The following is a 15,947-nucleotide window of genomic DNA, read 5'->3' on the forward strand; positions in this document are numbered from 1 at the left end:
TTCAAGGGGAGGGTTGGGTGGGGATGGGGTCCAGCAGCGTCATTACGGCGATGAAGCTACGTCGCATGTCACCACCACAGCCATTCCTGAAAAAGTTACTCCGTATCACGTTGCGTCACCTCCCTTGCAGGGTTCATCTGCGTTTGCAGGCGCACCTCATCAACGCCGCACTAACCTTGCGTTGACCCCATCCCCACCCCCAACCCTCCCCCTTGAAAGGGAGGGAGCATTCTAGGCGTGCGTCGGGCCTCGCTATAAATCCGGATGTGGGCAATGAGCCGCCCAGCCCCCGCCAGAAACTCACATACCATTACCCCTGCCACCCCCTCTCCCCTGTTCGCGCATGACGTCCAGGTTGCGCTGCGCTCTCGCATCCCCCTGCGCCGCCGCCTTGCCAAACCACTCGAATGCCATGGCGGCATCCGCGGAAACGCCTTTGCCGTGTAGGTACATGATGCCCAGGTTGCACTGCGCCGGCGCATCCCCCTGCCTGGCTGCCTTGTCAAACCACTCGAAAGCCTTGGCGACATCCCGTGCGACGCCAAGGCCGTTTGCGAACCGGGTGCCCAATTCGTTCTGTGCTGGCACGAACCCCTGCGCCGCCGCCTTGCCAAACCACTCGAAAGCCTTGGTCTCATCCTTGGCGACGCCATGGCCTTTTGCGTACATGATCCCCAGGTTGCCTTGGGCTGTCGCAAGCCCCTGCACAGCGGCCTTCTCGGTCCACTCGAAAGCCTTGGTGCAATCCCTGGTGATGCCGCGGCCCTGTTTGTACATGACTGCCAGGTTGCCCTGCGCTGTCGCAAGCCCCTGCGCAGCAGCCTTGCCAAACCACTCGAAAGCCCTGGCGTCATCCTTGGGGACACCGCGCCCCCGTTGGTACCTGAGGCCCAAGTTGAACTGCGCTGCCGCAAGTCCCTGCGCAGCCGCCTTGCCCAGCCACTCGGCAGCCCTGGCTTGATCCATGGCGATGCCTGTGCCCAAAGCGTACCGGGCGGCCAGCCTGAGCTGCGCTTGTGCGTCACCCGCGACGGCAGCGCTTTCCTCGGCGAGGTAGCGATATCGTTCGAAACCATGAAGGTCACTTTTTTCAGGGCGAGAACTTACCGCGGGCTGGCCGGCCGCTGGAGCCGAGTCGGCGGGAGAAGGGCGCTGGTACATACCGCCTGGTCCAGTCGGATTGGCATTGCCACTGCTTAGCGTTCGCTTCATTAAACGGCTCCCTGGGATCAAGAAATATCGACGAATGAATTCCGATGACCGCAAAGGTTCAGCCTTCTGGCATCGGCACTGGCGCGATAGGTGGCATTGATCTGAATTGGGTTCCAGCGCAGGTGTTGGGCGGCATCGACCGCCTGGGACGATAGATCGCACTATCAATAAATCGCACAATCAAACAATCATTTGCCCGAAGGAAAGAATCCAAACTACACTGCAAGCACCGGAACATCCTTGCATTGATCACAATGAGCACGCCGCAATCCAGCCACGGGACGTGCTTGTTCTGTGACATCCCGCAAGAGCGGATTTTTCTGCAGAACGAGTATGCCTACGCCATATTCGATGGCTATCCCGTCACCCCGCTGCACGCGCTGATCATCCCGAAACGGCATGTCGACAGCTTTTTCGAACTGACCGACACCGAGCTTCTGCAGTGCAAAGCCTTGCTAAGCGAAGCGCGGCAAAAAATCCTGGACGATGACCGCGCGGTCGATGGTTTCAACATAGGCGTGAATGCCGGCGCCACGGCAGGGCAGACCATCTTCCATTGCCACATCCACCTGATTCCGCGGCGAGCCGGGGACGTTGAAAACCCGCGCGGCGGTGTGCGTCACCTGATTCCAGGCAAGGGCTTTTACTGACCATGGACCCGCATCTGGAGTCGACCTTCCAGATCGTGAAGTTCGGTCTGAACACGAACTCGTACAAGTTCGCGTTGTTGCGGGCGTTGGTGGAGTTGGCGGATCGGGTGCGCCCGCCATATTCGTAACAACGACTTTGCACATTGCAATTCGCGGAGGGACCATGGGAAGAAAAAAATCGAGCGGAGCGGAAGACCTGATGCATATCGTGGCAATGTGCCCGTGGTGGGTCGGCGTGGCCTTGGCGATCGTCAGTTATGTGGTTCTTCACAAGATGTCGCTGGCAGCGCCTCCGGCCACGCTGCAGCCGGGTCAGCTTGGTGGCCCGATTATCGGCATGATGCTTACTGCGCTGGCCAGCTTCGGCAAGTACCTCCTGCCCTTGATCTGTCTTGCCGGCGCAGCCTTGTCGATTTGGGAGAGGAAGCGGCGCCGAGGACTGGTCGCGGCCGTGACTCACAAACCCGCGGCGGCGGCTCTTGATGGCATGTCGTGGCGAGAGTTCGAAATGCTTGTGGGTGAAGCGTTTCGACTGCAAGGATACCGGGTCACAGAAACTGGCGGATCCGGTCCGGATGGCGGCGTTGATCTCATACTGAACCGGGGCAGCGAGACGTTCCTGGTTCAGTGCAAGCAGTGGAAGTCCTACAAGGTTGGTGTGGGTGTTGTCCGCGAACTGTATGGGGTAATGGCCGCGAAAGGTGTGGCAGGGGGCATTGTGGTTACCTCCGGCGACTTCACTGATGATGCAAAGGTGTTTGCAGCGGGTCGTCATGTGAAGCTGGTTGATGGGGGACTTCTGTTTGGACTGATCACGCAGGCGCAGGAATCTTTAGCGGGGCGGGGTAGGGCGGCTATGCCTGCAACTCGCGCTACTGGCGCGGCGGTAGAGCCGCTATGTCCGATCTGTGCTTCCGCAATGGTCAGTCGAACGGCCAGGAAGGGCGTGAACGCGGGCCGTGAGTTTTGGGGGTGTACCGGTTATCCAGCTTGCCGGGGTACGCGTCAGTCAGCGGACTGATCCAGACTGCATCGCGCTTGAATTTGATGTGCAGAAGACCGCAACCGCATACGAATAGAATCAAATAGATTCTTTTGACTTCTACTTCGGGGAGAGGAAGAATCGACGTTTTCGAAACGTCGTCGAGGCCTTATGGAAGCCAAGCGGGCATCAGGGAAAAATGCTGAAGAAGCTCGCGGACCTGGCTTGTCACCGCGGTCGGTTCTACGAGGGCCGATCGATAAGAATGCGCTGTGCGACCACGACTCCCGGCTAGCGCGCCTTGCTCCGGTGTTGAATCGCGCGTTCACCACATCGCTCGCTGTGCGGGCAGTGGCGGAGATGATTGCGCATGGGACGGTTGGGGTTGGTGATGGTGATCGAGAATTATCGCCACTGAATCTGGAAGCGCTGCTGGCGACGATCTTCACGCTGGCCGATGATTTGAACAAGGACGTTTGCCAGGCGGTGGATTTTCTTGATGGGGTTTGTTCGCGGTCCTGAGTGGTCGGACAGTCCACGCTTCTGCAACCTAGACACCGCCCAGCTCCTGCTTGCCTCTCTTAACCGACCACTTGCCTTGGCAGGCGGGTTACCATCCGGCGGGCCATCAAATGGTTGGAGGCGCAATTTTCTGGGGTCCCTTGTCCAGATCCGGCGACAGGCGGTCGGGACCGCGTTCTGTCAACGGCCACTCGATCATGGAAATTCGGGTGTTCAAGATCAGTTCGGGGACAGAGTCGAGTTGAATCCTTGACTCAGAGGTTCGAAGTCCACATTCCCAGATCACCATCACCCGCCAGCCACTTTCAAGAAGCTGATCGATGTTACGCCGGTCCCTTTTGACGTTCTGATCGAACTTGCGCTGCCACTTCTCGCGATTTTGATCGGGAACGGTTGAGTAGTGACACCCGGGATGTCGATGCCAGAAACAACCGTGAACAAAAATCACCAATCTGTATTTGGGCAACACCATGTCTGGGCTACCTGGTAAGCTACGGTCATGCAATCGATAACGGAACCCTTTTTTATGCAAAAATCGGCGCACCGTCATTTCTGGGGCAGTGTCTTTGCCGCGAATTGACGCCATCATCCGTGACCTTGCCGCTTCATCGACAACATCGACCATCTGTTTGCGCTACCGTTCTAGTTGAAAGAATTGCACGTGTTTTTTTGCCAGCTTAATTATTGATTCTCGCATGCCCATAAAAATTGTCGATTTGTTTGCAGGGCCGGGTGGACTTGGAGAAGGATTCTCCGCTCTTTCAGATGGGACAGCATTCCGGATTCTGATCTCGGCAGAAATGGAGTCCTCTGCCCATGCCACGCTACGACTTCGAAGCTTCTTCCGACTCGTACGCAACGATCCTCGCGCTCTCGCTGGCTACTATGCATTCTGCAACGGTGATGCTGATCTCCCCTACAGCGCGCAATCCGAATCTGCTTGGAACGAATCCGGAGTAGAAGCCAGGCAGCTGACGTTAGGAAATCCGGATCACAACCGTGAGCTGGATGGCGTACTGGATGACAAACTTCGTCGTCAGGATAAATGGGTGTTGATCGGTGGACCACCGTGTCAAGCATATTCACTGGTTGGCCGCTCCAGGAATATCGGGACAGCCACGTACCGCCCGGAAGACGACCCGAGGCATTTCCTCTACAAGGAATATTTACGGATCATCCGAGATCGTCGCCCGCCCGTTTTCGTGATGGAGAACGTCAAGGGCATCCTTTCGTCTCGCGTCGGGGGCAAAAAGATCTTTCACGATATCCTGCGCGACCTTTCCGATCCTGATGGAGCTTTTGGTGAGACTGGTTCGCGGCCAGGTTATCGCATTCACTCGCTGGTCACAGAGACATGTTACAAAAGCGGGATGGAGCCTGCAGCCATTGATCCGCGAGATTTTATTGTCCGGGCTGAAGACTTCGGCATCCCACAAGCACGCCACAGAGTCATTCTGCTTGGCGTTCGGACCGATGTAGCAGCAGATTTCACACGTCTGTCGCCTCGTCCAGAGGTGCATGTGCGGGATGTGATTCGTGATCTGCCACCGCTGCGTAGCCGGCTGAGCAGCGGAGATGATTCGGCAACCGAATGGCGAACTACGGTTCGGAGTCATCTGTTCGAACTTGCAGAGGACGCCAAACTGAAGGGGTTGGGTCGCTTGGCGGCACGCCTACGACAATCCGCAGAGCAGGTACGTCTTGGTTTGCCATCGGGCGCACTTCGATGTCCGCGACAAAAAAGTTCGGCAGATGCGCCGCACCTGGCAGATTGGTACCTTGATCCAAATATCAGGTACTGGCTGAACCATGAGGCCCGCAGCCACATGAGCAGCGACCTTCGGCGATACGGGTATGCGGCAACCTACGCGGCGCTGCATCAGCACTCGCCCAAAGGACATGCTGAATTTTCCCTTGCTGGCTTGGCCCCCAATCATGAAAACTGGGAAAGTGGGAAATTCGCAGATCGCTTTCGTGTTCAATTCTACGATGCGCCCGCCACAACAGTGACCAGCCACATTGCCAAGGATGGGCATTACTTCATCCATCCTGATCCCACACAATGTCGGAGCCTGACGGTCCGCGAAGCTGCTCGGCTGCAAACTTTCCCGGATAACTACTTCTTTCAGGGCAACCGTACTCAGCAGTATCACCAAGTCGGCAATGCCGTTCCGCCAAGACTAGCATTCATGATTGCCGGAATCGTCAAGGAAATCCTCAAATGAGGGGCTCAGTCGTCTTGACCGAAATTGCGACCCCTCAATTGACGTATCCTTCATCAATCATCTTCTCGTGGAGTTGCCAAATGAGCGTGCACTGCTTTTCCGTTGGGAGCTTGAACGGAATCTTGGATGCCAATTGCAATAAATCCGACTGAGTCGGGGTGAGCAGCTTATTTGCCTCAGCCCAAGCACGCATGTGCGCCCATTTACTTCCAGGGACCTCAAGCACGGCAACCTGTGTGGCAATTCCGTTGTCTGTCTTCTGGATTTCCTTCGCCTTCTTTGCCGCATCGCGGACGACACGCAGATCCTGTAACGAGGCGAGAAACGCACTGCTGAGTCTGATTTCTGACGATTTTATCTGATCCCAACATGCCTGCATTTTCGCCCATTCAGTCACGTTATCCTTCGGCCTGTTCGGATCGGTCAGCATCTCGAACACACGTTTTGCGATGACAGTGATTTGATCTGCGAGCGGGGGCGGGACGGACTGCCGATCCCAAATTGCGCGCAGGTCGATCTGCTTGCCGAGGGCCTGTTCGGCAACCATGTCATGCAGCTTGGAGAGCGTGTAGGTGACAATATTGGCGCGATAACCGCCTTGGTACCAGTCCTGTCGTTTGACCAGCGACTCGGTATGGCGAAACAGAATGGCGAGCGCTATTAAATTTCGGAAGTAATCCTCATTGAACTGCTTCTCGTCGTCCGCCCAAGACTTTGCGATTGAATCCGCAAAAAGCAGGAAGTTCTTCTGGGCGCCCATACTGACTTTGTTAGGCATTCCTCGCCAAGTATTTTCGAGTTTCGCCACATCCGTTTTTGTGAGCAGTTGAGCCTTCGGGTTCTGAAGCTCGAACTGCCGCTTCTGCGCCCCCGACAGCTTGGCCTGCTCGTTGACGTACTGGCCTCTGGCTCGCTCATAGAACCAATGAGTTCCATGCTGAACTCCTCCTGCGGGTGACGCAAACAGTCGTCGTGAGAACTCCTCCAGCCTGATGTGGTATGGGTGATTTGCGAAGAAATCAGCGTCACTGACCTTGTTCTGACTGTTTGCATACCGAGCGATCTCGGGAATGAGGTCGCCGGCCTTTTCAGGGGGCAGCACGGACAGCTTCATCTGTACCATCACCTTCGACAAATCAGCGCCATCCTTCTTGCCTGCAGTACCTCGGCCGGCCATTGCGAGCGATGCTGTTGTTTGTCCGCCGTTTACGATTTGCAGATTGGTGGCACTGACAATACGCGTGCCAGATGGGGTCTGTTCGAGCGCGACATCTTCTGCCGTCGCAGCAATCCCATTGTTGAACGCGAAGAACATCTCAGGTTGGTTTCGGATGGTCTGCTGGATCTTCGCGTTTACTTTGCCTCTCGTGCTCAGGAACGAACGCACGTTGCCTTCCAGGAGGCGACTTCCATATCGATCATAAATTCCCGCCAACACCGTTCCCGGAATCATGCAAAGGTATGCCTGATAATCACCTCCAGAGGGTGCTGCCATCAGACACGGAAGGCCTTGATCACCGAACTCGGAAAATTCAACGACCAGTTCATCACGTCCTGTTGCCGAGACGTGCGCGGTGTGAAAGCGATTGATGTCCCAGATATGGAACTCAGTTGGCGTACCCGCGATGCTTTCCTCGGGCCAGTCCTTGGCCTTCGTCTTGAACTGGGCGTCGCTGGCTAAATAGAATCGATATTTGGTGACTTTTCCATGCCAACCGATCAGATCGGACGCAAGGCCATACGCGGGGACACTCTCCTCGAGAGATCCATCAGTCAGATTGCCTCGCAGCGCTTCTTCCAAGAACGCCCGCAGCATGCCGAAGGCCTTCGACGCGTCTGACGCATTGAAGGCCGGCATGATGTCTTCATTAGTAAAATTCGCAACTAGAAGTGCAAGTGAATTGTCTGCTTCGTCAAAGGAATAGCCGTCAATTTTCAACTTTTTCTTTCCGCTGACTCCTTCGAATCGGCACGCTTCGAAGTCGATGAATTCCTCTGCCTCGGACAGACGCTCCCCCACCTCATCCACGAATCCAGCTCGATTGAAATCGTTGCTGGATTCGGCCCGAGCCCGGACAGTCTCGAGCATGTCCCTGCGAAAATCGATGAGATCCATCAATGGTCCCTTTGTGATGTGAGTGACTGTTCGGCGATGCGAAATTTTTCGCAAACAGCGAGTTTCAGGTTATAGGCGACGTGGCTGATGCCGGGCGCAAGCATTTCACCCGTAATTCGAGGAAATTCAGCGCTTACCGCAAACATTGACAGTGATCGCTCCACGAATGCCGGCGCATCGTATTCCGGGCGGGGGACATAGCCGGCTGCGGCCATGTTCGCCTCGAAAAGGTCAGCGGCGTCATGATCGTCAGCCAACTCTTGACGAATCCTGTCGGTCAATGTGTTGAGCGTGAAAGAACCGTCCCCGTCCGGGATGCTTTCCGCTAGCTCGAATACAGCCAGATGCAGAGGACGGATCGTGGTCTGCAACTGCAATTCAGATGAGATGATGACTGAATGAGCGCCCGGTTGTATCGTCTTGACCTCCCACGCAGCTTCGGGTGCTTGAAAGTCCTGATCGGCTTGTTGTGGCCCCACCCAAGCCTTTACTGCACCTGCTTTTCCAAGGAATGCAAACAGACGACTCAGGAAAAGCAGTTCGCCGCAAAGACCCCGAATTTCGTTCTGGCTCAACAAGCTTGGCAATCCGCGTTCAAGCAGTCGGCGCCAGTTCGACAGACGCTTCAGGACGAAGCTAAGTGACTTGTCAACTGGCAGTCCTGTGTTGCGTGATGATTCGATCAGGTCGTTGCAGAGCATGCAAAACATGGGGGCAAGAGATGCGCTGTCGAGCGTCAGCAATATCGACCATTTGCCATCATCGCGCCTGAATGTTCGGATTCGGATCGCGCGCATGTCGCGGATGGCTGGCGGCACTTCGCGAGTAACGAGCAACAGGAGTTTGTGTTGCTCCGGGTCCTTGCCGATATAGAAGTCCAACGGATGACTGGCATCGCAGAGCTGGAAAATCGGGCGAAGGGGGTCAAGTGCCAATGAATCCCATCGAGCCTCAAGCATGTTCGCCATCGTCGTCCTCATCCAGGTCATCGTCGTTTGTCGACTCGGTGGCCAACATGTTGCGTAATTCGACAAGGTTGATGCGGTACTTCACTCGTTGGCTGGCCGCGCTCAAGCTTGGAAAGCTCAGGCCAATCGCGACCAGTGCACAGTTCTGTGGAAGGACATAATCAGTGGCTTCGCTTCCCATGACTGGTTTTAGCAAATGCAGCATAAGCAGCGGACGTTGCCGCTTTGCGCGATAAGCGTATGCAGGTACTGTCTGCTTCGACGCATTTTCTGTAGATTCACGGAAATCGCGCTCAGCCTGCGTGATGTCGTCACGGGACAGGGCTGCTTTCTCATCCGCCGGTGAACCGACTCGCATCTTCTTTTCGTTGATCAGAATTGATCGATTGTCGGGATCGACCAAAATTTTTCGTTTGCGAGGACTGACCAGCAGGCCGGGAACAAATTCGCGCTCATCGACACTTCCACTGGGGATGGAAATGTCCCACCTCTGAAGTTTTGGGTCGTCCGACCTTTCAATGAAATTTGCCAAGTCAGCTGACTGAAGCTTCAGGTTCAGGGGATGACTGAGGAACCTTCTCATGAATGCCACGATCAATGCTTTGTCAACGCCTGTCCAAATTGGATATTCGCTTGTCGTTTCGCGCTTTGCCTTAGATCTGATGACGTCTTCCGCAAGCTGCTGGGCGGCTTTGAAATTCCCCAAGATGGCGGATGGGTCAAGCAGCAGTCGAGATGATTCAATTCCTTCCCCGCTGACTGACATGGTGTGCACGATTTCCTCCGAATCCCGCATTTTGTTTCTTGCGGTGATGAGAAGCGAATCCGGGTGTGCCCTTACCCGGAGACCGAAATCGATCGGTTTGAGTCGTGAAAGCTGCATTCGCCGGACTTCCTCACGCAACTCGTCGGTCGCGTCCGATACGTGTGAGTACCAATTTGCCGACTCCTCGGTGATCCATATTCGGAACAAGTCTTCGTAGCCTGGGCGATAGCCGAACCATCGACCCATTTGCAGCAGGGCATCGTACATCTGTGTCGCCCGATGGAAATAGCTCACGCATAGCCCCTCCAATGTGAGTCCGCGTGCAAGACTGTTCCCTCCAACGGCAATCACTCGCAGTCCATTCTGCTTGTACACGGCGTAGTCGAGACTGGCAGCGCCAGTCTTTTGATTCACTGATCTGACTTCTACGGGCAATGTGGCTGCCGTCAACGCGGCTTGAACAGAGGACCATGTGGTCCCTGATCCGCTGTACTCCCGTTGGTACACATCATGCAGTGCGGCCAACGTGCCGTTCTTCAATGCTTGTTCTTGGGACAGGGACGCGTAATTGCGAATGTCCTCCTGCATTCTGCGGAGTAGTCCGTCGAGAATTTCGCGGACTTGGTTCTGGATCAGTGTGAAGTGGCTGACGTTGATGAGCATGGACCGATGCTTCGGCATGTCGTTTCGAAGATCCATGATGGCATTCACTACCAAAAAGCATCGTAACGCGTCGATCATTGAATCGGGCACGTCAACGACCAGGCTGCCGGCCTGCTGACCCCGAGGGAAAATCCGCGCCGCGTCATCAATGGTACGGAGGCAGTCGAGTGGGGAGTCGTCGCCGAAGATAAGCCGGGCGCCGACATAATTGCTCGGGGCATCGAGTGCGTAGATGAAGTCGCGCGGGAACAGGTCGTCGCCTACCATGTCATCGGTCGTGTCCGGATTGATGAACACGTTGGCGAACGGTGTCGCCGTGAATCCAACGTAGCTTGATCGAGGGAATACCTTCAGCAGACTTCGAATGCTGGCATTGATTGCCGTAGCCTTGGCAGGATTGGTATTGACTGACGCGTTGTCCGCTTCGTCGTCGATCAGCAGGAGGGGAAGGTTGATTTGTCCGCCCTGACTTGCGTTGAAGGTGATCAGCCAATCTGTCAGGTTTTCCAGGATACGCTTGTTTTTTTTCACAACCAGCAGGACAGGTTCCTTGTAGTCTCTTAATTTGAACCCTAGCTGGTTGACGGTTACCGCCTTGAAGTCTCCGACGGTGGAAGTGAACACGCCAGCCGCACGAGCGCCATTGACCAGGCCCACGCCGATTTCACGGCGATGGCGGTTTCGGTTGACCACGCCGGAACTGTCCAAGCCGACGAAGCCTGAATCAAGACGTTCTTGAGTTTGCCGGCGTAGACTTTCAAGGGTTCCCGTCAGCAGGATCACGAGCTTGTATCCTGCATCTGCTGCCTTGCATATCAGTCCCGTGTAGTTCGACGTCTTTCCTGACTGCACATCGCCCATGACGAGTCCACGCCGCGGCCAGCCAGCCTCGCCCGCCGGGTTCCCCATCAGATCAAGAATATCGTCGGTTACCTTATCTAGCGCGGTTACTACTTTCGGCGCCCAGCCCTGCTTGCGCATTTCAGTTTGATATCGAGTCCAGTAGAACGGCTCAATTTCGGCCTTCCTCGCCTGGAGCCAAGGGGCATGGTTGTCAACAACGCAGCTACCGAGGCCCATCTCGATTGTCAGTGCCTCATGAAGGCGCCTGATGACCTCAATGAATTCGCCTTCCGAAACCGAGTAGAGAGGAATTTTCCTCAGCTGCCCGGCAAGGGCGAGGATGTCGTCTTCGGACGGAGTGCCGTCCACCGTTAACGCAGTGATGACACTCAGTTCCAATCGGCGTGCATTGTCCGAGATACTACGACGAATGTGCTCAGCCATGCTTTTCCATTGCCTCGATGATTTTTTTGGTTTCTACAGGGTGGAGGTTGAACGGCTCGATCAGGTGCAGAGTAGCGAGCAGCGTTTTTCTAACGGGCGACGACGCATCGAGATCCACGAAGATGGACTCGGCCACTTCCCTGAGACGGTCCGATATATCTTCGCCGTTGAAGGTGGAGCGCATGTCGGAGGCCATTCTGGAATACAGTGCCTCAGCAGGAAACGAACTTTCCACGACAGTCAGGACTGCATCAAAAGCCATAGCATCGGCCTTTGTCAGGCGATTCGAAAATGCCTTCACGGAAGGGTGGTCACGGTTGATATCGAAGCGAACGCCGCCCCGGTCGAGTACTTCGTTCCATCCAGCCGTGAGTTCACCACGATCGGTGGAGCGGCCTCGAAACGTGATTGTGCGGCCGCTAACTTGGCGGATTCGCTCAACGGTGCGACGAAGATTGAGACGCACTGCTTCCGGCGGATGCGCAGCCGATTTCTTGATATCCAGTGTCCAGAGATGATCCAGCGAGTTTGGGATATCGACGCGGACCCGCGCAAGCTTGCTGAGCTCGTCCTTCCTGGCAAGACGGAACCACGTCCCCCAGATGATCAGACGACGGTTTCTGTAAATATAGAATCCTTGCTGGCTTCGTAGCCCGTCGCTTCCCCCGGCTCGTTCCATCTCAGTCGGCGATAGCTTGCTGGCGTGAGGAAGAATGAACGGCTTGACGACAACTTTGCTTCCTTCTACGGTGAAACTGTCCTCGTCCAGATGCTGAGTCGCCTTGTGATTTGGAAGAAATGGGTCTATGGCTGGCAGCGGATTCTGATTGATGGCGAGCGAGATGCGTGAGCGGCCCGGCTCGGGACTGATGAATCTGTGAAAGACTAGCGAAAGATGTCCGCGAGCATGATCCATTTGCTGCCCCAGCGCCGTATCGATCGAGCTCTCGCCAGCCGTCAATCTGTCAAGATTCTCCCAAAGCACTATCGTGCCCTTTCCCTGCTCCCGGAGCACATCCAAGTGGGGGATATCCGCGAGATCTTCTGAGTCGAGTTCGAGCATGGCCCAGGTACCACGTTCCACTATGACATCGAGATCCCAGCGGTAGGCGCTGAGCGCGCCGTCTCGGAGAGAAATCACGGTCATGCGTCGGCATTGTGAGAGAGATGATGTCTTGAGACCCAGACCATATCGCCCCATGTCATCGCTGCGTCTTTTCTGAAGGGGATTGGTGCTGCCATATCGCATTGCACCTTGGAGGACGTCCTTGGACATTCCCTCCCCATCGTCTATGACGGCAATGTAGGGAGCATCGGATGGGCGAAACTCTATGTTTATATGCTTTGCTTTGGCTGAAACAGAGTTATCGATAAGGTCAGCCAAGGCGGATTCAAGCGAGTAGCCGATTGACCGCATTGACTCCAACAGGGATGCGGCATGAGGTGGGTGTTGTATTTCTTTCATGCCGGGAAAGATTTTGGTTAGAACAAAGGGCTATGGACAGTGCCCGAGAAGTTAAGCAGGGTCTGAAATTTCAGTAGTTGGAAGCGTATGAAATCGTTATCACTTGCTGTAGGAAAAAAGGCAATGCCGGGAGTCGGAAGGCGAAAAAATTTTTGATGGAGATGTCACCCGATAGGCGCGTGACTTTTATTTCATAGTGGATTTTCGGATTGTATTATGGACATCACGCAGTTCAGTTTCAGGGGAGGCAGGCAATTTAAAAATAGTTGGTTCGATAAGCTGTTGGAGTCGCGGCTGACCTTCAGGCTCGTTAAAGATCTTGGAGAAACTTCGAAGCCATATATTAATAATCGAAAATTCGCCCCATCAGACGTCTGCGCCCATCCAGACTGGCGCCTCTACGAACTCCAAGCTAAATCCTGTCATTTGGACTTTTCTAATTTGGTCGCCAACGATGGATCGCAACACGCTCATAAATTATGAAACATGGTGGGAAGGGGCGGCAAATTAGGACAATACTACTTGCTTGGGGGAAAGACAATGGCCCCGTTGGCCCACCTCGTTCTACTCAAATCGCGTAAGCAACTCTCTCCACCCACCGTCTTCCCCATCCAAACGCGCCTGCTGCCATGATTGGCCTGCCGGCCGGTACCCGGGTCTGGATCGCTGCCGGTGTCACCGATATGCGTTGCTGCTTCAATGGCCTGGCGGCAAAGGTGGAAACCGTGCTGGCCGAGGACCCGTTTAGTGGCCACGTATTTGTGTTTCGCGGACGTCGTGGCCACATCATCAAGCTGCTCTGGTGGAGCGGTGATGGCCCATGTGCTGGTATCCAAGTTCTGCGATAACTTGCCGTTGTATCGGCAATCCGTGATTTATGCGTGCGAAGGGGTCGGCCTCTCGCGCGGCTTGTTGGCGGATTGGGTTGGCGCCAGCAATGCACTGTTACGCCCGCTGGTAACGGCGAATCAGCGCCATGTGCTGGCGGCTGACATGATCCACGCGGACGATGCACCGCGGCCGGTGCTGATCACCCGGCAATGGCAAGACAAAGACTGGCAGGTTGTGGACCTATGTGAGAGATGACCGGCCTGCTGGTATTGCCACACCACCGGGCGTCTGGTTTGCCTACACACTGGACCGCAAGGGAGTTCATCCGCGACGCACTTGGATGACTTCGCCGGGATCCTGCAAGCTGACGCCTACGCCGGCTTCGGCGCGCTTTATGAGGGCGGGAATGTGCAGGAAGCGGCGTGTCGGGCGCATGCGCGGCGTAAGTTCTTCGATTTGCATGGTGGGCAGTAACGACGGGAGGGCCTGGGCCGGATCGGTTATCTGTATGCCATCGAAGAACAGATCCGGGTTAAGCCGCCGAACGAGCGCCGCCGAATATGGCAAGCCCAGACCGTGCCGCTACTGGATGCGCTGCAAACGTGGATGCACGTCCACCATGCAAACGCTCTCGCGCAAGCCTGATGCGACGGCGGCAATCCTTTATTCGCTCAATCTCTGACAGGCGTTGACCCGCTATTGCGGGGACGGACGCATCGAGATCGACAATTCCGCGGCAGAGTGCGCTTTGTGCGGGGGGCGCTTGGTCGACGCAACTTCCTGTTCGCCGGCGCTGACATTGGCGGCGAACGAGCGGCAGCGATGTACTCGCTGGTCCCTACGGCCAAGTAAAATGGTCCTGAAGCCTATCTTCGCCATGTGCTCGGGTGCATACCCGACCATCCGGTCAACCGCGTCGACCAACTGCTTCCTTGGAATGTGACGGTGGCTGTTCTGCACGCTCCCAAAGTGAACTGATCCTGCATCGGGAAAGCCGGTATTAGCAGTCTTCCCCGGCGGGATCAAGAGGGTGCGAAGAATGAGCTTGCGCCGGTTGCATCTGGCATGTCGGAGATGTAGCGGGGCACTCCATGGAAATTCGTGTTTTAAGGTGGCGTCTTTGCGTCGCCCGGACGTTATACTTCAGCAACAAAACCTGACTGCCGTAGATGATTGCCAAAGATACAAAACCAAGATTAAAAGCGATAGACCTATTCAGCGGTTGCGGAGGACTAACCTTGGGCCTTAAGAAGGCCGGCTTCGAAGTCGTCGCTGCAGTGGAAATCGACCGGAAAGCGCGCACAACATATACGCTCAACCACCCCGAAGTATGGCTTGCGGGCGATGACATTCGCAAGACCGCAGCTAGCGACTTGATGAACGCGTTGGGGTTGAAGTCTGGCGAACTCGACATGCTGGCAGGGTGCCCTCCGTGCCAAGGGTTTTCGCGCATGCGCAAGCGCAACAAAGGGAGCTCCGCACGCGACGAGCGGAACTCCTTGATAGAGGATTTCGGACGCTTGGTCCTGGCGCTTCGCCCGAAACTGGTAATGATGGAAAATGTCCCAGGGCTATCTGAATATTTTCGTTTTGGCAAGTTTAAGAAATCTCTTGAAGGCGTCGGATATTTGGTGCGCGTCGAAGTACTTGACGTAGCCGATTACGGGGTTCCCCAGCGCCGCAAACGCCTCATTGTTTCGGCCAGCCTATGTGGAGAGCCTCAACTTGCGAAACCTTCGCCTCTGCGGTCTACGGTGCGGCAGATTATCGGGAGCATGCCTCCAGTCGGGGACAGCGGTGACGCTCTTCATGATATTGGTGAGCGGAGGTCCGAGCACGTGAAGAAACTTATTGCGCTGATTCCTCCAGATGGAGGGAGTCGATGCCAACTTCCTGAAGAGATGCAGCTGGCGTGCCATAAGAGCTTTAATGGGTTCAACGACGTCTACGGACGCATGGCGTGGGACACTGTAGCGCCGACGATAACAGGCGGATGCTACAGCCCCTCAAAAGGCAGATTCCTCCATCCTTCGGAAAACAGAACAATTTCTTTACGCGAAGCGGCTATGTTGCAGGGTTTTCCCCGGAATTACCGATTTGAGGTAGCTCATGGAAAAGAGGCTATTGCCTTAATGATAGGTAATGCCTTGCCGCCTGAATTTATCGCGGCACACGCGAGCGCAATGGCGGCAACTGTGGGCGCGGACCACGTGAAGTAGCGGTACAAGGTGAAATAGTCCTGATACTGAAAACAATGACG

General features: G+C 55.5%; 13 protein-coding genes and 2 pseudogenes. 9 read left to right on the top strand and 6 right to left on the bottom strand.

What is annotated here, in order from left to right:
• Positions 1-300 precede the first annotated feature (300 nt).
• The gene (locus FVE66_RS02505; RefSeq protein WP_151445800.1) at positions 301-1,212 is read right to left on the bottom strand and encodes an SEL1-like repeat protein; all 912 of its coding nucleotides are present in this window, start codon (positions 1,210-1,212) and stop codon (positions 301-303) included.
• A gap of 254 nt (positions 1,213-1,466) precedes the next feature.
• On the opposite strand from FVE66_RS02505, the gene FVE66_RS02510 reads away from it, so the two are divergent.
• The 3 genes from FVE66_RS02510 (at position 1,467) to FVE66_RS02520 (ending at position 3,366) form a co-directional block, all read left to right on the top strand.
• Positions 1,467-1,862 carry an HIT family protein gene (locus tag FVE66_RS02510; protein ID WP_151445801.1) on the top strand — a complete coding sequence of 132 codons (396 nt, stop codon included), beginning with the start codon at positions 1,467-1,469 and terminating at the stop codon, positions 1,860-1,862.
• Between the two features lie 163 nt (positions 1,863-2,025).
• Positions 2,026-2,883 (top strand): restriction endonuclease, encoded by an 858-nt coding sequence (locus FVE66_RS02515; protein WP_151445802.1) that lies wholly within the window; start codon positions 2,026-2,028, stop codon positions 2,881-2,883.
• Positions 2,884-3,015: 132 nt separating this feature from the next.
• Complete coding sequence (locus FVE66_RS02520) at positions 3,016-3,366, top strand: hypothetical protein (RefSeq protein WP_151445803.1); 351 nt, start codon at positions 3,016-3,018, stop codon at positions 3,364-3,366.
• 106 nt (positions 3,367-3,472) lie between these two features.
• On the opposite strand, the gene FVE66_RS02525 is transcribed toward FVE66_RS02520, so the two are convergent.
• Positions 3,473-3,991 carry a very short patch repair endonuclease gene (locus tag FVE66_RS02525; RefSeq protein WP_151445804.1) on the bottom strand — a complete coding sequence of 173 codons (519 nt, stop codon included), beginning with the start codon at positions 3,989-3,991 and terminating at the stop codon, positions 3,473-3,475.
• 70 nt (positions 3,992-4,061) lie between these two features.
• On the opposite strand from FVE66_RS02525, the gene FVE66_RS02530 reads away from it, so the two are divergent.
• Positions 4,062-5,591 carry a DNA cytosine methyltransferase gene (locus tag FVE66_RS02530; protein WP_194164342.1) on the top strand — a complete coding sequence of 510 codons (1,530 nt, stop codon included), beginning with the start codon at positions 4,062-4,064 and terminating at the stop codon, positions 5,589-5,591.
• Between the two features lie 34 nt (positions 5,592-5,625).
• Here FVE66_RS02530 and FVE66_RS02535 read toward each other — a convergent pair whose 3' ends face one another.
• The 4 genes from FVE66_RS02535 to FVE66_RS02550 are packed head-to-tail and all read right to left on the bottom strand — an operon-like array spanning position 5,626 to position 12,856.
• Complete coding sequence (locus FVE66_RS02535; RefSeq protein WP_151445806.1) at positions 5,626-7,707, bottom strand: AIPR family protein; 2,082 nt, start codon at positions 7,705-7,707, stop codon at positions 5,626-5,628.
• Positions 7,707-8,675: a PD-(D/E)XK motif protein gene (locus FVE66_RS02540; RefSeq protein WP_161993165.1), complete on the bottom strand. Its 969-nt coding sequence runs from the start codon at positions 8,673-8,675 to the stop codon at positions 7,707-7,709. The genes FVE66_RS02535 and FVE66_RS02540 overlap by 1 nt, the downstream gene beginning before the upstream one ends.
• On the bottom strand, positions 8,659-11,391 hold the full coding sequence (locus tag FVE66_RS02545; RefSeq protein ID WP_151445808.1) for a Z1 domain-containing protein: 2,733 nt from the start codon (positions 11,389-11,391) through the stop codon (positions 8,659-8,661). The genes FVE66_RS02540 and FVE66_RS02545 overlap by 17 nt, the downstream gene beginning before the upstream one ends.
• The gene (locus FVE66_RS02550; protein ID WP_151445809.1) at positions 11,384-12,856 is read right to left on the bottom strand and encodes an ATP-binding protein; all 1,473 of its coding nucleotides are present in this window, start codon (positions 12,854-12,856) and stop codon (positions 11,384-11,386) included. Before FVE66_RS02550 ends, FVE66_RS02545 begins: the two co-directional genes overlap by 8 nt.
• 629 nt (positions 12,857-13,485) lie before the next feature.
• On the opposite strand from FVE66_RS02550, the gene tnpB reads away from it, so the two are divergent.
• The 5 genes and pseudogenes from tnpB (at position 13,486) to FVE66_RS02580 (ending at position 15,906) form a co-directional block, all read left to right on the top strand.
• A complete protein-coding gene (gene tnpB, locus FVE66_RS20435) occupies positions 13,486-13,704 on the top strand; it encodes an IS66 family insertion sequence element accessory protein TnpB (RefSeq protein WP_151445810.1) in 219 nt (72 codons plus the stop codon).
• Positions 13,670-13,942 carry an IS66 family transposase gene (locus tag FVE66_RS20640; protein WP_151445811.1) on the top strand — a complete coding sequence of 91 codons (273 nt, stop codon included), beginning with the start codon at positions 13,670-13,672 and terminating at the stop codon, positions 13,940-13,942. The genes tnpB and FVE66_RS20640 overlap by 35 nt, the downstream gene beginning before the upstream one ends.
• Positions 13,932-14,332: pseudogene (locus FVE66_RS20645) on the top strand (IS66 family transposase). The gene FVE66_RS20640 and the pseudogene FVE66_RS20645 overlap by 11 nt, the downstream one beginning before the upstream one ends.
• A pseudogene (locus tag FVE66_RS20695) lies at positions 14,313-14,665 on the top strand (transposase domain-containing protein); the annotation flags it as partial. The pseudogenes FVE66_RS20645 and FVE66_RS20695, both read left to right, overlap by 20 nt.
• A gap of 191 nt (positions 14,666-14,856) precedes the next feature.
• Complete coding sequence (locus FVE66_RS02580; RefSeq protein ID WP_151445813.1) at positions 14,857-15,906, top strand: DNA cytosine methyltransferase; 1,050 nt, start codon at positions 14,857-14,859, stop codon at positions 15,904-15,906.
• Positions 15,907-15,947 lie beyond the last annotated feature (41 nt).

This window comes from Lacisediminimonas profundi, from assembly GCF_008831265.1.
GTDB classification, from domain to species: Bacteria; Pseudomonadota; Gammaproteobacteria; order Burkholderiales; family Burkholderiaceae_D; genus Lacisediminimonas; species Lacisediminimonas profundi.